The organism is Pseudoalteromonas undina, assembly GCF_000238275.3.
GTDB lineage: Bacteria > Pseudomonadota > Gammaproteobacteria > Enterobacterales > Alteromonadaceae > Pseudoalteromonas > Pseudoalteromonas undina.
On record NZ_AHCF03000003.1, the window covers coordinates 1,800,457 to 1,816,570 of the forward strand.

Consider the following 16,114-nt stretch of genomic DNA (forward strand, 5'->3'; position numbering starts at 1 on the left):
CTAATTATCTAAAAACGCCGCTACCTCTTTGCTCACTCTATCCACCAGCCATTTAGGCCCGCCATCGTACATATCGTTATGACGTGATTTTTCTATCAACGTTTGCGTAACAGAATAAACGGTTAACTCTTGGTCGGTTAAAAGCACGTTTGCATCGGCTGGATAATCACTAGCGCGCAGTGTAAGTACACGTATGTTTTTATTACGTGGCAATAACATGCGGCGGTGATCGAGCGTAATTAATTGGCTTACTTCACTTGGGTAAATAGCTGCATACAAGGCTGAGATATCTCCACCATTTGAGTGACCAAATAAAGTGAGTTTTGTAAAATCATACTTAGGGTATTTAACACTTAGCTCATTAACTAAAAACTTTAGGGTTTCAGCACCCCGGTGCCAATTTTCTATACGAGTAGTTAAGTATGGCTGCGCACGATTAAGTGCAGGGTCACTTTTAAGCTCATGTGCTACCGCAATGCTTAAATAGCCTTGTCCATTAAATAGCTTACTCGCAAAAGTGTATTCATTGTGGCTAATGCCATACCCTGCATTTACAAATACCACTGGGCATTTGACTTGCGCGCTGCACTTAAGGTGGTTAGCTGGTAGGGTAATATTTACAGGTATAGAGCGATTACGACTTTCATCAATGATTGCATCGTTTTGGGCATAACTTGATGATGCAAATAGCATAGTGCTTAAAGTCAGTGCCTTTAACATTAAATGCTTTTTTATAATTTTTAACATGCATTCCCTTGTATTATTTATACATTTTTAACTAACATTAATTTTTATTTTAAAGGTTAGCGCGCGCCTTTGCTAATTTGTGCGATAATAGCGATTATTGTTTTACTATTATCGCAAAAGAATCCATTCATGAAATCATATAGCAGCATTGAACAACGCATCGACATTCTCCAAAGCAGAATTGAAGCCTACCAAGAAGAAATTAAAGTGTTACAAGCCGAGCCGAAAAGTAACAACGAACGGATTATTTTTAAGTTCATTGAAACCGGCAGTACAGGTAAAACCAAAGACTTTGTGAGAGAGCTGGGAATTAAATCGCCGCGTGATAGCTTATATTCATCTGGTGATGTAACTAAACTGATTAAAGATGGCGCTGATGATATTACGCCTGAGCTACTGAGCATAGCCCGTGCACTTGCTAGCGCGCGCAACAAAAATGGCCCTGCTTGCTAATAGTAAATATACGCATTAGCCGTAAACTCTTGCGGCTAATCAACCAGCTCGATATCAAGTCCAGCTAATAAATTTAACGCTTCAAGCCGTTCAAACTTTGCATTACTCACATCATTGCTTGTTATATCAATATTAAATTGCGTTGCGCCAACAAAGTTTGCTTTTCTCACATTAGTTTGATGAAACAGACTGTCTCTAAAGTCAGTATCCGAGAAGTTGCTTTGAGCTAAGTTAGCGTGCCTAAAATCGACATCTTTGGCAAAACAGTTCGTCATTGTTAACGCTTTTAACTGTAATTCAAAAAACGAACTATGGCTCAGTTCACACTGTTTAAAACTCACCGGTGACGTTAGCGCTAATTGCGGCCAATTTACTTGTCCCCACATTATGCTATTGAGTTTACAATTTGCAAAGCTCACCCCTTCTAGTGAGCTGTAATTCCAATTAAGCTCAGTCAAATTACAGTTAATAAATTCACACTCTATAAACCGACAGGCACTAAACTGGCTGTGACTAAAATCGCAATCAATAAACTGACATTGTTCAAACTCAATATCGCTAAAGCGCTTTGCATTTGCTGTAAAGTTTGAAAATGACTGATCAAAATAATGACTATCTTTAAATAGCTCACTCATAAATATAAAGCACCTAAATTGGGTTATGCCAAACAAAAAACCCCTTAGGTATTTAGCCTAAGGGGTTTTGATCTAACTAAAGACTATGGTTTAACTAGCTTTATTCTGCGCTTGGTAATTCTTTCTCAACTACACTAATAGCAAGCTCTGTCAGCGAATCGCTGTTTGCTTTGCTAGGCGCATCGGTCAATAAACACGATGCCTGTGTAGTTTTAGGGAAAGCAATAACGTCACGAATGTTATCAGTACCACATAGCAACATAACTAAACGGTCTAAACCGAACGCTAAACCTGCATGCGGTGGTGTGCCGTATTTAAGTGCATCAAGTAAGAAACCAAATTTATCTTGCTGCTCTTGCGCTTCAATACCTAAAATTCTAAATGCCGCTTCTTGCATATCTGCATTGTGAATACGTACCGAGCCACCGCCCACTTCGTAGCCGTTTAATACCATATCGTAAGCATCTGAAATAGCCGCTGCTGGGTTTGCTTCAAGCTCACTGGCACTAATATCTTTTGGTGCAGTAAATGGATGGTGTACAGCGTGTAGTGTGCCTTCGTCATCTTCTTCAAACATTGGGAAGTCAACAACCCAAAGTGGTGCCCAGCTATCTAAATTAGTGATTTCTAAATCAATACCAATTTTTAAACGAAGTGCGCCCATGGCTTCATTTACGGTGTTGCGTTTATCCGCACCAAATAAAATGATATCGCCTGTTTGTGCATTAGTACGTTCAAGTAACTGCGTGATCACGTCTTCATTTAAGAATTTAGCGATTGGCGATTGCACGCCCTCAACGCCTGCATCACGGTCATTTACTTTCATCCATGCTAAACCTTTAGCACCGTAAATACCGATAAACTTAGTGTAATCATCTAGTTGCTTACGAGAAAGTGATGCGCCACCTGGTACCGTTAGTACTGCAACACGGCCTTTTTCATCGTTTGCTGGGCCTGAGAATACTTTAAATTCTACGTCTTTTACTAAATCGGCTATATCAATAAGCTTCATTGGGTTACGTAAGTCTGGCTTATCAGAACCATATAGGCTCATTGCCTCAGAGTAAGGCATAATTGGGAAATCACCTAAATCAACATTTAGTAATGACTGCCACATTTCACGGATCATTTTCTCTGTCATACCACGTACTTGATCAGAGCTCATGAACGAGGTTTCTAAATCTATTTGAGTAAATTCAGGTTGACGGTCAGCACGTAAGTCTTCATCACGGAAACATTTAACAATTTGGTAGTAACGGTCAAAACCCGACATCATCAACAATTGCTTAAACAACTGTGGCGACTGTGGTAATGCGTAAAAGCTACCTTTATGAACACGACTCGGTACTAAGTAATCGCGAGCACCTTCAGGCGTTGCTTTAGTTAGCACTGGCGTTTCGATATCTAAAAAGCCATTTTCATCTAAAAAGCGACGTACAAAGCTGCTTGCTTTAGCACGTAATTTAATGCGGTCGCTCATTTCTAAACGACGTAAATCTAAGTAACGGTATTTTAAACGACGCTCTTCTGAGTTCACTTGGTTAAAATCAAGTGGCATAGGCTCAGAGCGGTTAATAATAGTTAAACCCGTGCCTAAAATTTCTACTTCGCCGGTTGCCATGTCTTTATTTACTTGGCTATCTGGGCGAGCGCGTACAATCCCTTTTAACTGAACACAAAATTCTTGACGAAGTTTGTTAGCTGTTTCCATTAATCCTTCAACTTCCGGATCGAATACAACTTGTACTAAACCTTCTCTATCACGTAAATCGACAAAGATAAGTCCGCCAAGGTCACGTCGTTTGTTGATCCAGCCACATAGTTCAACTTCCTGATCTACGTGAGTTTTATTTAGCTGTCCGCAGTATATAGAGCGCATAGTTTTCCTGTCAGATAAAAGGCATATAGCGGTTAAACACCGTTGTTTTAAAAGTTTTTATAAACACCAAAATGAAAATAAAACCGCTAGCAATTCAAAATAATCAAATTAAGCCCTGCATTATACCCAAGTCGGTTGAAGATGCTAGGGCGTGTTTACCTTTCGGGGTTGAATTTACAGCGCACCGTTTTGTTATTTGTTACACTACAAGCACTTTATAACAAGGCTTTTGTTTGTATGCTATATATTGGATGCCCGCAGTGGTCGAGCAACGCATGGAAAGGAAATTTATTTTCACGCCAGTGTAAAAATGCCGATATGCTTAGCGAATATGCGCAGTATTTTAATTCGGTAGAGGGTAATACTAGCTTTTACGCCGACCCCTCGCCTGACACTGTATTACGCTGGGCTGCGAGTGTACCTGATGAGTTTAAATTTACTTTTAAATTTCATCGGCGCTTTAGTCACGAACTCCAACTTACTAACGTGCAACATGAGCTAACTAATTGGCTTAATTTATTCGCCCCGCTATTTGAAAAAACAGGGCAAATAATGCTGCAATTACCTAAAGCGTTTGCGCCACAACATTTAGCTAAGCTTGCCGCTTTTATAGATTTACTTCCTAAAGAGCTAAACTATGGGGTTGAGGTACGCCACCCTGATTTTTTCAAAAAAGGTGAGGCCGAAATCGCGCTTAATCAGCTTTTAATGGCACACAATATAAACCGCATTGCAATGGATACCCGCGCATTATTTGCGGTTAAACCCACAACCGAAGCACTCATAGATGCACAACAAAAAAAGCCTTATTTACCAGTGCACGCTATTGCTACGGGCTCGCAGCCTATGGCGCGCTTCGTTATTGCTGATTTAGAAAACGATTATAAGACCTTTTATCAGCCTTGGCTTAGCAAAGTAACCCAGTGGCTCGATGAGGGCAAAAGCCCCTATGTGTTTTTTCATACCGCTGATAACCGCGAAGCGCCCTTACTGGCTCGCCAGTTTTGCCAAGATTTGGGGTATAATCACAATGTACTCAATCCATTTAGTGGCGAAAAAGAAGCCCACCAGCAAGCACTTTTTTAAAAATAAATTCAAAATACAGAGACAATAATGAGTGAATACGCACGTTACTTTACCGGCTACCCTGCCAATATCGTTGAGCAAGTGTTAGGACTAATAAAAGCAGGAAAGGTAAGTGAGTATTTACTTAAAAAGTACCCGCAGGCGCATCGTATTACCAGTGATAAGTTACTGTATAGCTACGCCACTGAGCTTAAAAAGCAGTATTTAAAAAACGCCCCGCCATTTGGCCGCGCTGCGTTTAAAAAACAAGGTGATATGGTTACCAATGCGCTCGGTACCCACACGTACCGTATGCAAGGTAAAACCCGCAAGCACGATTTAGCAATAAACAGCGATTTACTGCGCGCGCCAGAGCCATTATTAAAAGCATTAGTGGTGCACGAACTCGCGCATTTTAAAGAAAAAGACCATAACAAAGGCTTTTATAAACTGTGCTGCCATATGGAGCCGCAGTACCATCAGCTAGAGCTGGATTTACGGATTTTTTGTGTGGCTATTGCGATGGGTGAAAATCCGTATAATTGAGCGGTCAGCAGTCAGCAGTCAGCAGTCAGCAGTCAGCAGTCAGCAGTCAGCCAAAATTCAATGACACACGAGTTCATAATGAAAGCCCTCGTTAATAAAAAACGCGATACTAAATCGCGTTTTTTATAATTTACTGATAGCTACAAACTGACAGCTAGCTCGTTAGATTTCGTTTCACTCAACCCAACCTACTTAAAACGTTAAAGCCCTAATTCGGCCATAAAGTCGTCGTCGCTATCATCTTGCTTTGGCTGTTTTGCTTTTTCTTTATCCGCTTTTTGCTTGGCTTCGTTTGCGATAATGTCGTCTGGGTCTACAGCTTCTACAATGTCAAAGTCGTGAAGTTTAATAAACTCTGTTTTATCCATCGCCAATTCTAAATAGAAGATATTTTGATTGCGAGTCGTAAACGTTACACGGCGAGCTTGCGGGCGATCCATAGTGGTATCAACCGATATTTGCACTTGCTTATTAATAGCCATCATTTTTGGCTGGTTTTGGGTAATAGAGGTATGTAGCTGTTCACGCACTTTTGACGTGAAGTCTCCCACTATTTGGTTCATCAACTCACCCATCACGTTTGAAACGTCATCAGATAAGTGACTATGCGCGATTTCGTCTTCTGGCATGCCCATATTACGCATGTAATCGCCATAAATTTCCATCGCCGCTTGCGCCGTAAAGTTGGTAACAACTAAGCCGGTAAAGCCCCCGTCAAATAAAACAAAACAACCTATGTCTGGTCGCATACATGTCCGGGTAATTTTTTGTACCATGGCTGAATAGCTGATCTCGTTGCCGCTGGCTGATGAAAGTACACCCGTTACTGAGTGGCATAATGTTGCTAATATATCGTCGGTACTAATAACCTTACTTTTGCTCATTTAATAATCTCTTTTATACTTATTCTTCATAATTCTAGTCAAGCTACTGAATTTATCACTGACTATCCAGCATAAAATGTTAAAATAGCACTATTATTTTCAAAGAGACTGCCTTCGTGAGTATAAAAGACAGTATTTATGCCTCTGAGCAACAAGTAAAAGACTTTAGTTTTGATCAAAACGTGGTTGAAGTATTTCCCGACATGATCCAACGCTCGGTACCCGGTTACGCCACCATAGTAAGTACCATGGGAAAATTAGCGGGTGAGTATGCTCAGCCTAATTCTAACCTTTACGACTTGGGCTGCTCGTTAGGGGCGGTTACCCTAAGTATGCGCCGTAATATTCAAACTGATAGCTGTCATATTATTGCTGTAGATAACTCACAAGCCATGGTGGAGCGTTGTAAGGTCCATTTACAAGGGTTTAGATCAGACGTTCCTGTAACGGTTACCTTGGGTGATATTAACGAGCTTGATATTCAAAATGCCTCAGTAGTAGCGATGAATTTTACTCTGCAGTTTATTCCACCTGCGCAGCGCAAAGCGGTACTTGAAAAAATATACGCTAATTTAAAACCCGGTGGCGTTTTGCTATTAAGTGAAAAAATTAAAGCCGAAAATGAGCAATGTGATAACTTACTGATTGACTTGCACCACGACTTTAAACGTCATAATGGCTACTCTGAGCTGGAAATAAGCCAAAAGCGTACCGCCATTGAAAACGTAATGCGCCCCGATACACTTAGCACACATACACAACGTTTAAGCGACATTGGTTTTAGCCAAACGCAAGTGTGGTATCAATGTTTTAATTTTTGCTCAATGGTAGCAATTAAATAATTTAGAGAGTGACACATGTCTGCATGGTTTAACCAATTTTACGCTGCTATTGCACAAAGCCCACTTAGCCACTGGCTAGAAACCTTGCCTGCGCAATTAAAGCATTGGCAACAAGAGGCCAGCCATGGCGATTTGCCTCAATGGCAAAAAGTACTAAAAAACTTACCTGAGGTATCAACAAACCAAGTTGATATTGTCAGCAAAGTAGCAATAGGCGCGCCTGGCGAAATGACTGAAGGCGAAAAAAAGCAAACCACGCATTTATTAAAACGAATGATGCCTTGGCGTAAAGGCCCATTTAATGTGCACGGTATCGACATTAATACAGAATGGCGCAGTGACTGGAAATGGGATCGACTTCTACCGCATATTGAGCCATTAAAAGGCCGTACTGTATTAGATATTGGTTGTGGCTCGGGATATCACTTATGGCGTATGCGCGGTGAAGGTGCACAGTTTGTGGTGGGTATTGACCCATCTGACTTATTTTTGTGCCAGTTTCAGGCAATTAAACACTTCAACCCTGATGAAAACGTGCATTTATTACCATTAGGTGTAGAAGCCCTGCCAGAGCTTAAAGCATTTGATACGGTATTTTCGATGGGAGTACTTTATCACCGTCGCTCACCTATCGACTTTTTAGCGCAATTAAAGGCACAGCTTCGCCCTGGTGGTGAGCTAGTACTTGAAACTTTAGTTATTGAAGGCGATGAAAACACCGTTTTAGTACCGACCGACCGCTACGCAAAAATGCGTAATGTATGGTTTATTCCAAGCACTGCGGCATTAAAATTGTGGATGGAACGTGTTGGCTTTAAAGATGTGCAAATTAAAGATTGTGCTATTACAACGCTCGACGAGCAGCGTAAAACTGACTGGATGGAAAACGAATCTTTAGTTGACTTTTTAGACCCTACTGACACCAGTAAAACCATTGAAGGCTACCCTGCTCCACTTAGAGCGATACTTACAGCAAAAGCCTAATTTGTAGTATTAATTTTTATTTTCATGTTAAAAAGCGCCATTGGGCGCTTTTTTTGTTTACTAATGCAACAATTAGCGGACAAGTGTCCTTGTCTTTAAAATCAAATCCAGATTTCAACTAGCCGCGCCCTTGCAATTGTTGTAAAATACGCGCGTTTCTAAGTAAGCATCAAAACAACTATTTTGAGGAAAACCTGTGAGCGAACAAAAACAGTCTCTAAGCTATAAAGACGCGGGCGTGGATATCGACGCTGGTAATGCACTTGTTGAGCGTATTAAAGGCGTAGTTAAAAAAACTCGTCGTCCTGAAGTGATGGGCGGAATTGGTGGTTTTGGCGCACTTTGCGAAATTCCTGAAGGTTATAAGCAACCTGTACTTGTAGCAGGCACTGACGGTGTTGGCACTAAGTTACGTTTAGCAATTGACCTTAAAAAGCACGATACCGTAGGTATCGACTTAGTTGCGATGTGTGTAAATGATTTAATAGTACAAGGCGCTGAACCCCTGTTTTTTCTAGATTACTATGCAACGGGTAAACTAGATGTAGACACAGCAGCCGACGTAGTAACCGGTATTGGTAAAGGTTGTGAAATTTCAGGTTGTGCCCTAATTGGTGGCGAAACAGCTGAAATGCCAGGTATGTATGATGGTGAAGACTACGACATGGCAGGCTTTTGTACCGGTGTGGTAGAAAAATCAAAAATTATTGATGGCACTAAAGTAGCCGCAGGCGATCAGCTAATTGCGCTTGCTTCTAGTGGTCCACACTCAAACGGTTTCTCACTAATTCGTAAAGTATTAGAAGTCTCTAACGCTGATACTAACCAAGTGATTGATGGCAAAACCTTAGGTGAGCACCTTTTAGAACCAACACGCATTTACGTTAAGCCATTACTTGAGTTGTTTAAGCAAGTAGATGTGCATGCGCTTTCGCATATTACTGGTGGCGGTTTTTGGGAAAATATCCCTCGTGTATTACCTGAATCTGCTAAAGCGATTGTTAAAGGTGATAGCTGGCAGTGGCCTACTGTATTTAGTTGGTTGCAAGAAAATGGCAATATTACCACTCACGAAATGTACCGCACATTCAACTGTGGCGTAGGTATGGTGTTAGTTGTACCTGCAGATCAACTTGATAACAGCATAAACATTTTAAAAGATCTTGGCGAAAACGCATGGCACCTTGGTGAAATTCAAGATGCGGTTGCGGGCGAAGAGCAAGTTGAAATTGTAGGTGGTGCTGCGTAATGGCACCCACTCGTCTAGTAGTTTTAATCTCAGGCAGTGGCTCAAATTTACAAGCCATTATTGATGCCTGTGAAAGCGGCGAGATAAACGCTCATATTGCGGCTGTTATTAGTAATAAAACAGACGCATATGGGTTAGAGCGTGCAAAAAGTGTAGGCATTGCTACGCAAGTACTGAGTCATAAAGAGTTTGACTCACGCGAAGCTTACGATGCCCAGTTAATGCATATAATTGACTCTTTTGAACCAAATCTAGTTGTATTAGCTGGGTTTATGCGTATTCTAACTCCTAGCTTAGTGCAAAAATATGTTGGAAAAATGTTGAACATTCATCCATCTTTGTTGCCTAAGTACCAGGGGCTGAATACCCACCAAAGAGCAATTGATGCAAAAGACGACGTTCACGGCGTTAGTGTTCACTTTGTAACTGAAGAATTAGATGGCGGACCCGTTATTCTTCAAGCTAAAGTGCCTGTATTAGCAAACGATACAGCAGACACGCTCGCTAAACGTGTGCATGCGCAAGAGCACATAATTTATCCTTTGGTGGTCAAGTGGTTCAGTGAACAACGACTTACGATGGAAGCAGATTATGCAGTTCTTGACGAAAAACAACTTCCTGCACACGGCGCGCACTACCCAAAATAAAAAATTAAGTGCTTGGCTACTATGTGCGGGCACTTTATTACTTCCTACCAGCCTGATTGCAGGCGAGTTAACCCAGTACCAAGCTAGTTATGATATTTTGCGCAAAGGCACTAATCATGGCAAAGCCGAGCGTGAACTAAAAAAACTCGATAATAATAACTACCAAGTCACTTACCACAGCGATATTGAATGGATGATTTTCTCTGACTCACGTCAAGAGTCATCAACCTTTAGCTTTATGAATGATAAAGTAGAGCCTATTGATTACACGATGATCCGCACAGGCACTGGGCCTGACAAAAAGTATGAAATTAACTTTGACCGTCTAACCAAAACTGTTACCAGTAACACCAGCGATTACCCGTTAAAATGCCAATGGCATGATAACTTCCAAGATGGTATTTCTTATCAAGTACAAGTTCGTGAAGGTCTTAAAAAAGGCAAAACCAACTTCTCGTTTCCGTTGGTTGATAAAAAAGGTAATTGCCGTGACTACGACTTTGAAGTGGTAGAAACCGAAATGATTTCTCTGCCTATAGGTAATGTAGAAGCAGTGAAAGTTAAACGCTTATACGATAACGATAAACGCCAAGCTTTAGCCTGGTTTGCCCCAGAAATGGATTACATGCTAGTGCGCATGTGGAAGGGTGAAAAAGGTGTGGAGCAGTTTGAAGTGCAAATGAAATCGTTTACCGTGATCAACCCACCTGCTTTACCTGCAGAAGTGAAAAACGAACTATCACCAGAGTAAATTGCTTACAAGGTGAAAGGCCCAAGTGTGACGACCATAACTTGGGCTTTTCATTTTAATACTTAAATTTAAAACTTTAAGCTGGGTTTCATTTCACTCTACCCAAGCTACATTAATTCACCCATTTTAAATAACGCAAACTCTCCTGGCTGCATTTTTTGCCAGCGCTCATCATTAGTTAATGGCCTTGTTGCTATAACCGTTACTACATCGTTTGGTGTGGTTTCTTGTTGAAAGTCGACCACCATGTCAGCATCAATCAATGTAGCTTTACCAAATGGTGCACGGCGCGTTATATAATGTAAGTTATTAGTACAATACGCTAAAACAAATACACCATCGGTCAATAACATATTAAATACGCCCTTTTCACGTAGCGTATGCGAAAGCTTGGCGGCGTATCTAAAAACCGATGCCATATTACTTGGACGCTTTGGGTATTTTTCGCGAATTTTGTCAAGTAACCAACAAAAAGCGAGTTCACTGTCGGTGTTTCCCACAGGTCGATAATACTCTGGTTTTAAATCGTGATAATTTGAAAGCTGCCCATTGTGTGCATAGGTTATTTCGCGCCCCCACAACTCTCGGGTAAACGGATGAGTGTTTTCAAGACACACCCGACCACGATTCCCTTGGCGAATATGACTAATTACCGATACGCTTTTAATTGGGTACGCTTTTACCAGCTTTGCTATTTCTGACTGGTAACTTGGCTCTGGATCTTTAAAGGTTCTGCAACCTTTACCTTCATAAAAAGTAATACCCCAGCCATCTTTATGCGGGCCAGTATTTCCACCACGCTCCAACAACCCTGAAAAACTAAAACAAATATCCGTTGGCACATTGGCTGACATGCCAAGTAATTCACACATAAAATAAATAAACCTTTAAAAAGCTAAACATAGAATATCGTTCTATTTTTAATAAGCGTACACTGATCATCATAAGTATATTTACTTAATTAAACTTATATTACTACTAGATTAATTGATTTTTTTAATGCTTATATTTTTTTATGATAAGCCAAAATAAACGATTACAGCCAAACTGTTCGTATAACATACAACGCATTGTAATAATCGTACCGATAACTACACTTTAATCTAAGTAATGTACTTGAAACTTAGCGTTACTAGCGCTACTCTAAACGAGGTGGTCTGACCTCTATTAAGGAATTAGCAATGACACTCATATTTACACTTGGTTTAATCGCACTGCTCAGCATTGCGCTTTACCACAGAGCGAGTTGGAACACAGCACTTGGTGTTTCTGCCGCAACATTATTAATTGGTACCTTTGCTGGTGCTTTTGGTTTAATTAGCTGGGTGATCTTTTTAATCATCGCAGTGCCTCTTTCAGTTACTGGTATTCGCCAGCAATACATTATCAAACCTATTTTCACCATCTTTAAAAAAGTAACACCGAGTATGTCTGACACCGAAAAGTCAGCAATCGATGCGGGTACTACGTGGTGGGAAGCGGATTTATTTTGTGGTAATCCAGATTGGAAAAAGCTTCACCAGTATCCAGTTCCAAAACTTACTATTGAAGAGCAGGCATTTATCGACGGCCCTGTTGAAGTTGTATGTAGTATGCTTGATGATTGGGAAGCTACGCATGAGCTGACTGATTTACCTCAGGATGTATGGCAATATCTAAAAGATAACAAGTTCTTTGCCATGATCATTAAAAAGGAATACGGCGGCTTAGAATTCTCTGCATTTGCACAATCGTGTGTACTGCAAAAACTAACCAGTAAATCAACATTGCTTTCGTCAATTGTTGGTGTACCTAACTCGTTAGGCCCAGGTGAGCTATTACAGCACTATGGTACTGAAGACCAAAAAAATCATTACTTACCGCGTTTAGCAAGCGGTCAAGAAATTCCATGTTTTGCACTTACCTCGCCAGAGGCGGGTTCTGATGCAAGCTCAATTCCAGACTACGGTGTAGTGTGTAAAGGGCAATGGAATGGCGAAGAAGTAGTTGGTGTAAGCCTTACATGGAACAAACGTTACATAACACTTGCGCCTGTAGCTACGGTGCTTGGTCTAGCATTTAAGTTACAAGATCCTGATGGATTATTAAGCGACGTTAAAGAGCCAGGTATTACCTGTGCACTTATCCCAACAGATACCCCTGGGGTAGAAATTGGTCGTCGTCACTTCCCGCTTAATGTGCCGTTCCAAAACGGCCCTACTCGCGGTAAAGATATTTTCGTTCCACTTGATTACATTATTGGCGGCCCAGAAATGGCTGGTCAAGGCTGGCGTATGCTAGTTGAATGTTTATCGGTTGGTCGTGCTATTACGTTGCCGTCAAATTCAGCCGGTGGCATTAAAATGATTGCAGTAGCAACCGGTGCTTATAGCCGTATTCGTCGTCAATTCCGCTTACCTATTGGTAAAATGGAAGGGGTTGAAGAATCAATGGCCAAACTTGCTGGTTATGCTTACAGCTCAGACGCTGCAGTAAGCATGTCTACGGGCGCGGTTGATTTAGGCGAGAAGCCATCAGTTGTGTCGGCGATTATTAAGTACCACCTTACCGAGCAAATGCGCGATTCAACCATTCATGCAATGGACGTGCTAGGCGGTAAAGGGATCATGCTTGGGCCAAATAACTATTTGGGTCGTGGCTATCAAGGTGCACCTATTGCCATTACCGTTGAAGGTGCAAACATCTTGACCCGTAATATGATTATTTATGGTCAAGGTGCAATTCGTTGTCATCCATTTGTACTTACCGAGCTAGGTGCGTGTGAAATTGAAGACCGCGAAGAAGCGCTTAACGTATTTGATAAAGCGCTAATGGGTCACATTGGCTTTACCATGTCTAACCTTGTACGTACTAAGTGGCTTGCGCTTACTGGCGCTCGCTTTACTAGCGTGCCATACAAAGACGAAACTGCAGAGTTTTACCGTATTGCGTCTCGCTTTAGTGCATCACTTGCACTTATGTCAGACATTAGCATGGCGGTATTTGGTGGATCTCTTAAACGTAAAGAACGTATTTCAGCACGTTTAGGCGACTTATTAAGTTACCTTTACTTAGTATCTGCAACGCTAAAACGTTACAACGACGAAGGCCGTAAAAAAGAAGATTTTGCATTGGTTCAATGGAGCTGTCAGGATCACCTTTACCACTGCCAGCGTGCACTTGCTGACTTAATCAATAACATGCCGTCGGCTCCACTACGTGGTGTTTTAAAAGTATTGTTATTCCCGTTTGGTCGTCCGGTTCGTAAACCTACCGACAAACTTGAGCACAAACTAGCGCAGTTGTTACAAGTTCCTAGCGAAACACGTAATCGTTTAGCAAGCTATGTATACCTTACAAACGAACCGCTTAACCTTGTAGGCCGTCAAGAGCAAACGCTTAAAGACGTTCTAGAAGTAGAGCCATTGTTTGAGCGTGTATGTAAAGAGAAAGGCGTAAAGCTGCCATTCTTCCAGCTTGATAAAGTGGCGCAAATGGGTTTAGAAGCGGGTATTTTAAGCCAAGCAGAAGCCGATAAGCTCGCTGCAGTTGAAAAAGATCGTCTAGACGTGATTAATGTTGATGACTTTGACCCTGCAGATTTACTTGCTGGCAAAGCAGCGCGTAATAGCAAAGCTAAAGCTAAAAAGGCAGATGCTGCTTAACTTTACTAATAAAAGCTAAGCAACACACCTGTTATAACCATCCAAACCAGCGCATAATGCGCTGGTTTTTTTTGCGCTAAGGCCTGTTGTAGTAAACACCAAACAACCCCTATTACTAGCAATAAGCAATTTGCTTGATTAAATAAAACCACAAAACCAACCAGTGCGAGTAATAATACAATTAAGCTAGGAATAAATAAGCTAACAAAGAATGCTGTTTGCTTATTCTGCATGTTAAAAAACACACTGTACTGCTGATATAGGTGACGACAATCAAATTGTAGTGAGCTACTAAATAACACCACAAAGGCAAGTGACAAAATACTGAATATAGCAGCTAAATCAGCGCGCTCTTGTAACAACACCTTGGATGCCATAAATACACATAGTAATAAAGCTCCTCGCCATATCAAAGCCCAGCTATTATGCATAAAAAATAACAGCCAAAAGCCTGTAAGTGAATTCAACTTTAGCTTAGCTGTAGCATTAAAAGGGACCATCAAGGTACTTAGCGAAAATAACAGAACAAAGCCGCTATGATAAAGCAATGGACTGACATCAAGCGGTAACGTTGCCCAAATTGCGGATAACAAAAAACCATAAACCAGCGCTATTGGCTTGTATAAACATAAAATGCCGAGCACAAATTGCAATAGTAAAAACAACCAGAAATGCGGCACTCTAAGCCACTGACTCACACTAAGATCAATCGCGATAATGAGGCTCGCAATCAACCAGCCATTGCTTAAAAGTAATAGCTTTATATCCATAAAACCAAGCCAATATCGCTTCACCAATGTTTGTTGAAAGGCACGTTGAGCGCTGTTTTTTATAGCAGATTTCATTGCGCTCAACATGACACTTTGCAACAGCAAATACAGCCAAGCCATCTGTGCACCATACTGCGGTGCATCGCTGCTATCGATAATTCTTCCCAGCCCTAAAAACAACAGTAAAATCATACCAAGCATGGCAGAGCCAAGTACCACTAGAAATAACAAGCCAAAGTTTTTAAGTTGCAACAATAATTGCGTGAGTTCAGTTTTGTAAGCCTGATAACGATAATCCATAAAGGAGCGATATTGCCCGATTGATTGTTTTAAATTTGCAATCATAACGGTATACACTCAAAGCCACGCTCAATAAATGGCGCTGGTTCATGGCAAGTGATGACTATTTGCCCATTTGGCTTATCCATTAGATATTCATCAAGCAGCACTAATAAATACTGAATACTGGCTTGATCAAGTGCTGCGCTGGGTTCGTCTAGAAGTAAATAAGGTGCATCACGCATAAGCGCTAAAATTAACTGGCATTTCTTTTGATTACCTGACGACAGCGCATCAAAACGAGTATTTAAAAATTCATTGAAATTAAACCCATCTATTATTGTTGTTGGCCAACTACAATCCAGCGTATTCGCAGATAAGTTAATTATTTGCTTTGCAGTCAAAAAGTCGGGTAAAGCAATACGGTCTGAGGCTATAGCAACTTGCTTATGTGGTTCGGTTAATGCTTTGCCTGAAAACAAAATCTGCCCACTTTGGCGCGTTTCAAGCTCAGCTAGCATCATCAACAACGTTGTTTTACCTAGGCCATTTGGCGCTTCAATGCATATTTTAGGTGCACAAAATTGCACGCTATAGCCACTGTACAATACGTTTTCAGCAAACTGTTTATGTAACCCAATGACTTCTATCATAAATACTCCCTGATTTTGAAAGTGAATTATAACTGGTTTTCTATTTTCGTGGGCTACATGGTTTGTAACACTTTATTGCAGTTCGA

General features: G+C 41.0%; 16 protein-coding genes. 9 read left to right on the top strand and 7 right to left on the bottom strand.

The annotated features are described in order from the left end of the window. The gene (locus tag PUND_RS11920; RefSeq protein WP_010391449.1) at positions 1-747 is read right to left on the bottom strand and encodes an alpha/beta hydrolase family protein; all 747 of its coding nucleotides are present in this window, start codon (positions 745-747) and stop codon (positions 1-3) included. A 129-nt stretch (positions 748-876) separates the two neighbouring features. Here PUND_RS11920 and PUND_RS11925 point away from each other — a divergent pair, with 129 nt between their 5' ends. Then, positions 877-1,200 (top strand): hypothetical protein, encoded by a 324-nt coding sequence (locus PUND_RS11925; RefSeq protein ID WP_010391447.1) that lies wholly within the window; start codon positions 877-879, stop codon positions 1,198-1,200. Positions 1,201-1,235: 35 nt separating this feature from the next. Here PUND_RS11925 and PUND_RS11930 read toward each other — a convergent pair whose 3' ends face one another. Together PUND_RS11930 and aspS are read right to left on the bottom strand one after the other, a co-directional pair. Continuing rightward, positions 1,236-1,835 (bottom strand): pentapeptide repeat-containing protein, encoded by a 600-nt coding sequence (locus PUND_RS11930; protein WP_010391446.1) that lies wholly within the window; start codon positions 1,833-1,835, stop codon positions 1,236-1,238. A gap of 100 nt (positions 1,836-1,935) precedes the next feature. Further along, on the bottom strand, positions 1,936-3,714 hold the full coding sequence (gene aspS, locus PUND_RS11935) for an aspartate--tRNA ligase (RefSeq protein ID WP_010391445.1): 1,779 nt from the start codon (positions 3,712-3,714) through the stop codon (positions 1,936-1,938). 237 nt (positions 3,715-3,951) lie between these two features. Here aspS and PUND_RS11940 point away from each other — a divergent pair, with 237 nt between their 5' ends. Further along, complete coding sequence (locus tag PUND_RS11940; RefSeq protein ID WP_041709112.1) at positions 3,952-4,800, top strand: DUF72 domain-containing protein; 849 nt, start codon at positions 3,952-3,954, stop codon at positions 4,798-4,800. A 27-nt stretch (positions 4,801-4,827) separates the two neighbouring features. Beyond that, positions 4,828-5,325, top strand: a complete 498-nt coding sequence (locus PUND_RS11945; RefSeq protein WP_010391443.1) for a M48 metallopeptidase family protein — start codon at positions 4,828-4,830, stop codon at positions 5,323-5,325. Between the two features lie 200 nt (positions 5,326-5,525). Here the strand turns inward: PUND_RS11945 and PUND_RS11950 are convergent, their stop codons facing one another. After that, a complete protein-coding gene (locus PUND_RS11950) occupies positions 5,526-6,209 on the bottom strand; it encodes a DUF3334 family protein (RefSeq protein ID WP_010391441.1) in 684 nt (227 codons plus the stop codon). Between the two features lie 116 nt (positions 6,210-6,325). Here PUND_RS11950 and cmoA point away from each other — a divergent pair, with 116 nt between their 5' ends. The 5 genes from cmoA to PUND_RS11975 all read left to right on the top strand — a co-directional run bounded on the left by cmoA (position 6,326) and on the right by PUND_RS11975 (position 10,682). Beyond that, positions 6,326-7,051 (top strand): carboxy-S-adenosyl-L-methionine synthase CmoA, encoded by a 726-nt coding sequence (cmoA, locus tag PUND_RS11955; RefSeq protein WP_008111640.1) that lies wholly within the window; start codon positions 6,326-6,328, stop codon positions 7,049-7,051. A 15-nt stretch (positions 7,052-7,066) separates the two neighbouring features. Then, positions 7,067-8,035 (top strand): tRNA 5-methoxyuridine(34)/uridine 5-oxyacetic acid(34) synthase CmoB, encoded by a 969-nt coding sequence (gene cmoB, locus PUND_RS11960; protein ID WP_010391439.1) that lies wholly within the window; start codon positions 7,067-7,069, stop codon positions 8,033-8,035. Positions 8,036-8,231: 196 nt separating this feature from the next. After that, positions 8,232-9,284 carry a phosphoribosylformylglycinamidine cyclo-ligase gene (gene purM / locus PUND_RS11965; RefSeq protein WP_010391437.1) on the top strand — a complete coding sequence of 351 codons (1,053 nt, stop codon included), beginning with the start codon at positions 8,232-8,234 and terminating at the stop codon, positions 9,282-9,284. Next, positions 9,284-9,931, top strand: a complete 648-nt coding sequence (purN, locus tag PUND_RS11970) for a phosphoribosylglycinamide formyltransferase (protein ID WP_010391434.1) — start codon at positions 9,284-9,286, stop codon at positions 9,929-9,931. Before purM ends, purN begins: the two co-directional genes overlap by 1 nt. Then, on the top strand, positions 9,885-10,682 hold the full coding sequence (locus tag PUND_RS11975) for a DUF3108 domain-containing protein (RefSeq protein WP_041709110.1): 798 nt from the start codon (positions 9,885-9,887) through the stop codon (positions 10,680-10,682). Before purN ends, PUND_RS11975 begins: the two co-directional genes overlap by 47 nt. A 107-nt stretch (positions 10,683-10,789) precedes the next feature. Here the strand turns inward: PUND_RS11975 and PUND_RS11980 are convergent, their stop codons facing one another. After that, the gene (locus PUND_RS11980; RefSeq protein ID WP_008111650.1) at positions 10,790-11,554 is read right to left on the bottom strand and encodes a class II glutamine amidotransferase; all 765 of its coding nucleotides are present in this window, start codon (positions 11,552-11,554) and stop codon (positions 10,790-10,792) included. Positions 11,555-11,863: 309 nt separating this feature from the next. On the opposite strand from PUND_RS11980, the gene fadE reads away from it, so the two are divergent. Next, positions 11,864-14,326: an acyl-CoA dehydrogenase FadE gene (gene fadE / locus PUND_RS11985; RefSeq protein WP_010391432.1), complete on the top strand. Its 2,463-nt coding sequence runs from the start codon at positions 11,864-11,866 to the stop codon at positions 14,324-14,326. Positions 14,327-14,331: 5 nt separating this feature from the next. Here fadE and PUND_RS11990 read toward each other — a convergent pair whose 3' ends face one another. Together PUND_RS11990 and PUND_RS11995 are read right to left on the bottom strand one after the other, a co-directional pair. Continuing rightward, the gene (locus PUND_RS11990; protein ID WP_010391431.1) at positions 14,332-15,441 is read right to left on the bottom strand and encodes a DUF6136 family protein; all 1,110 of its coding nucleotides are present in this window, start codon (positions 15,439-15,441) and stop codon (positions 14,332-14,334) included. Beyond that, positions 15,438-16,028 (bottom strand): ABC transporter ATP-binding protein, encoded by a 591-nt coding sequence (locus PUND_RS11995; RefSeq protein WP_010391430.1) that lies wholly within the window; start codon positions 16,026-16,028, stop codon positions 15,438-15,440. The genes PUND_RS11990 and PUND_RS11995 overlap by 4 nt, the downstream gene beginning before the upstream one ends. Positions 16,029-16,114: the final 86 nt, after the last annotated feature.

Excerpts from the sequence above, each read along its gene's own strand:
- PUND_RS11920 (WP_010391449.1), bottom strand. The coding sequence starts at position 747 with ATGTTAAAAATTATAAAAAAGCATTTAATGTTAAAGGCACTGACTTTA.
- PUND_RS11925 (WP_010391447.1), top strand. The coding sequence starts at position 877 with ATGAAATCATATAGCAGCATTGAACAACGCATCGACATTCTCCAAAGC.
- PUND_RS11930 (WP_010391446.1), bottom strand. The coding sequence starts at position 1,835 with ATGAGTGAGCTATTTAAAGATAGTCATTATTTTGATCAGTCATTTTCA.
- aspS (WP_010391445.1), bottom strand. The coding sequence starts at position 3,714 with ATGCGCTCTATATACTGCGGACAGCTAAATAAAACTCACGTAGATCAG.
- PUND_RS11940 (WP_041709112.1), top strand. The coding sequence starts at position 3,952 with ATGCTATATATTGGATGCCCGCAGTGGTCGAGCAACGCATGGAAAGGA.
- PUND_RS11945 (WP_010391443.1), top strand. The coding sequence starts at position 4,828 with ATGAGTGAATACGCACGTTACTTTACCGGCTACCCTGCCAATATCGTT.
- PUND_RS11950 (WP_010391441.1), bottom strand. The coding sequence starts at position 6,209 with ATGAGCAAAAGTAAGGTTATTAGTACCGACGATATATTAGCAACATTA.
- cmoB (WP_010391439.1), top strand. The coding sequence starts at position 7,067 with ATGTCTGCATGGTTTAACCAATTTTACGCTGCTATTGCACAAAGCCCA.
- purN (WP_010391434.1), top strand. The coding sequence starts at position 9,284 with ATGGCACCCACTCGTCTAGTAGTTTTAATCTCAGGCAGTGGCTCAAAT.
- PUND_RS11980 (WP_008111650.1), bottom strand. The coding sequence starts at position 11,554 with ATGTGTGAATTACTTGGCATGTCAGCCAATGTGCCAACGGATATTTGT.
- fadE (WP_010391432.1), top strand. The coding sequence starts at position 11,864 with ATGACACTCATATTTACACTTGGTTTAATCGCACTGCTCAGCATTGCG.
- PUND_RS11990 (WP_010391431.1), bottom strand. The coding sequence starts at position 15,441 with ATGATTGCAAATTTAAAACAATCAATCGGGCAATATCGCTCCTTTATG.
- PUND_RS11995 (WP_010391430.1), bottom strand. The coding sequence starts at position 16,028 with ATGATAGAAGTCATTGGGTTACATAAACAGTTTGCTGAAAACGTATTG.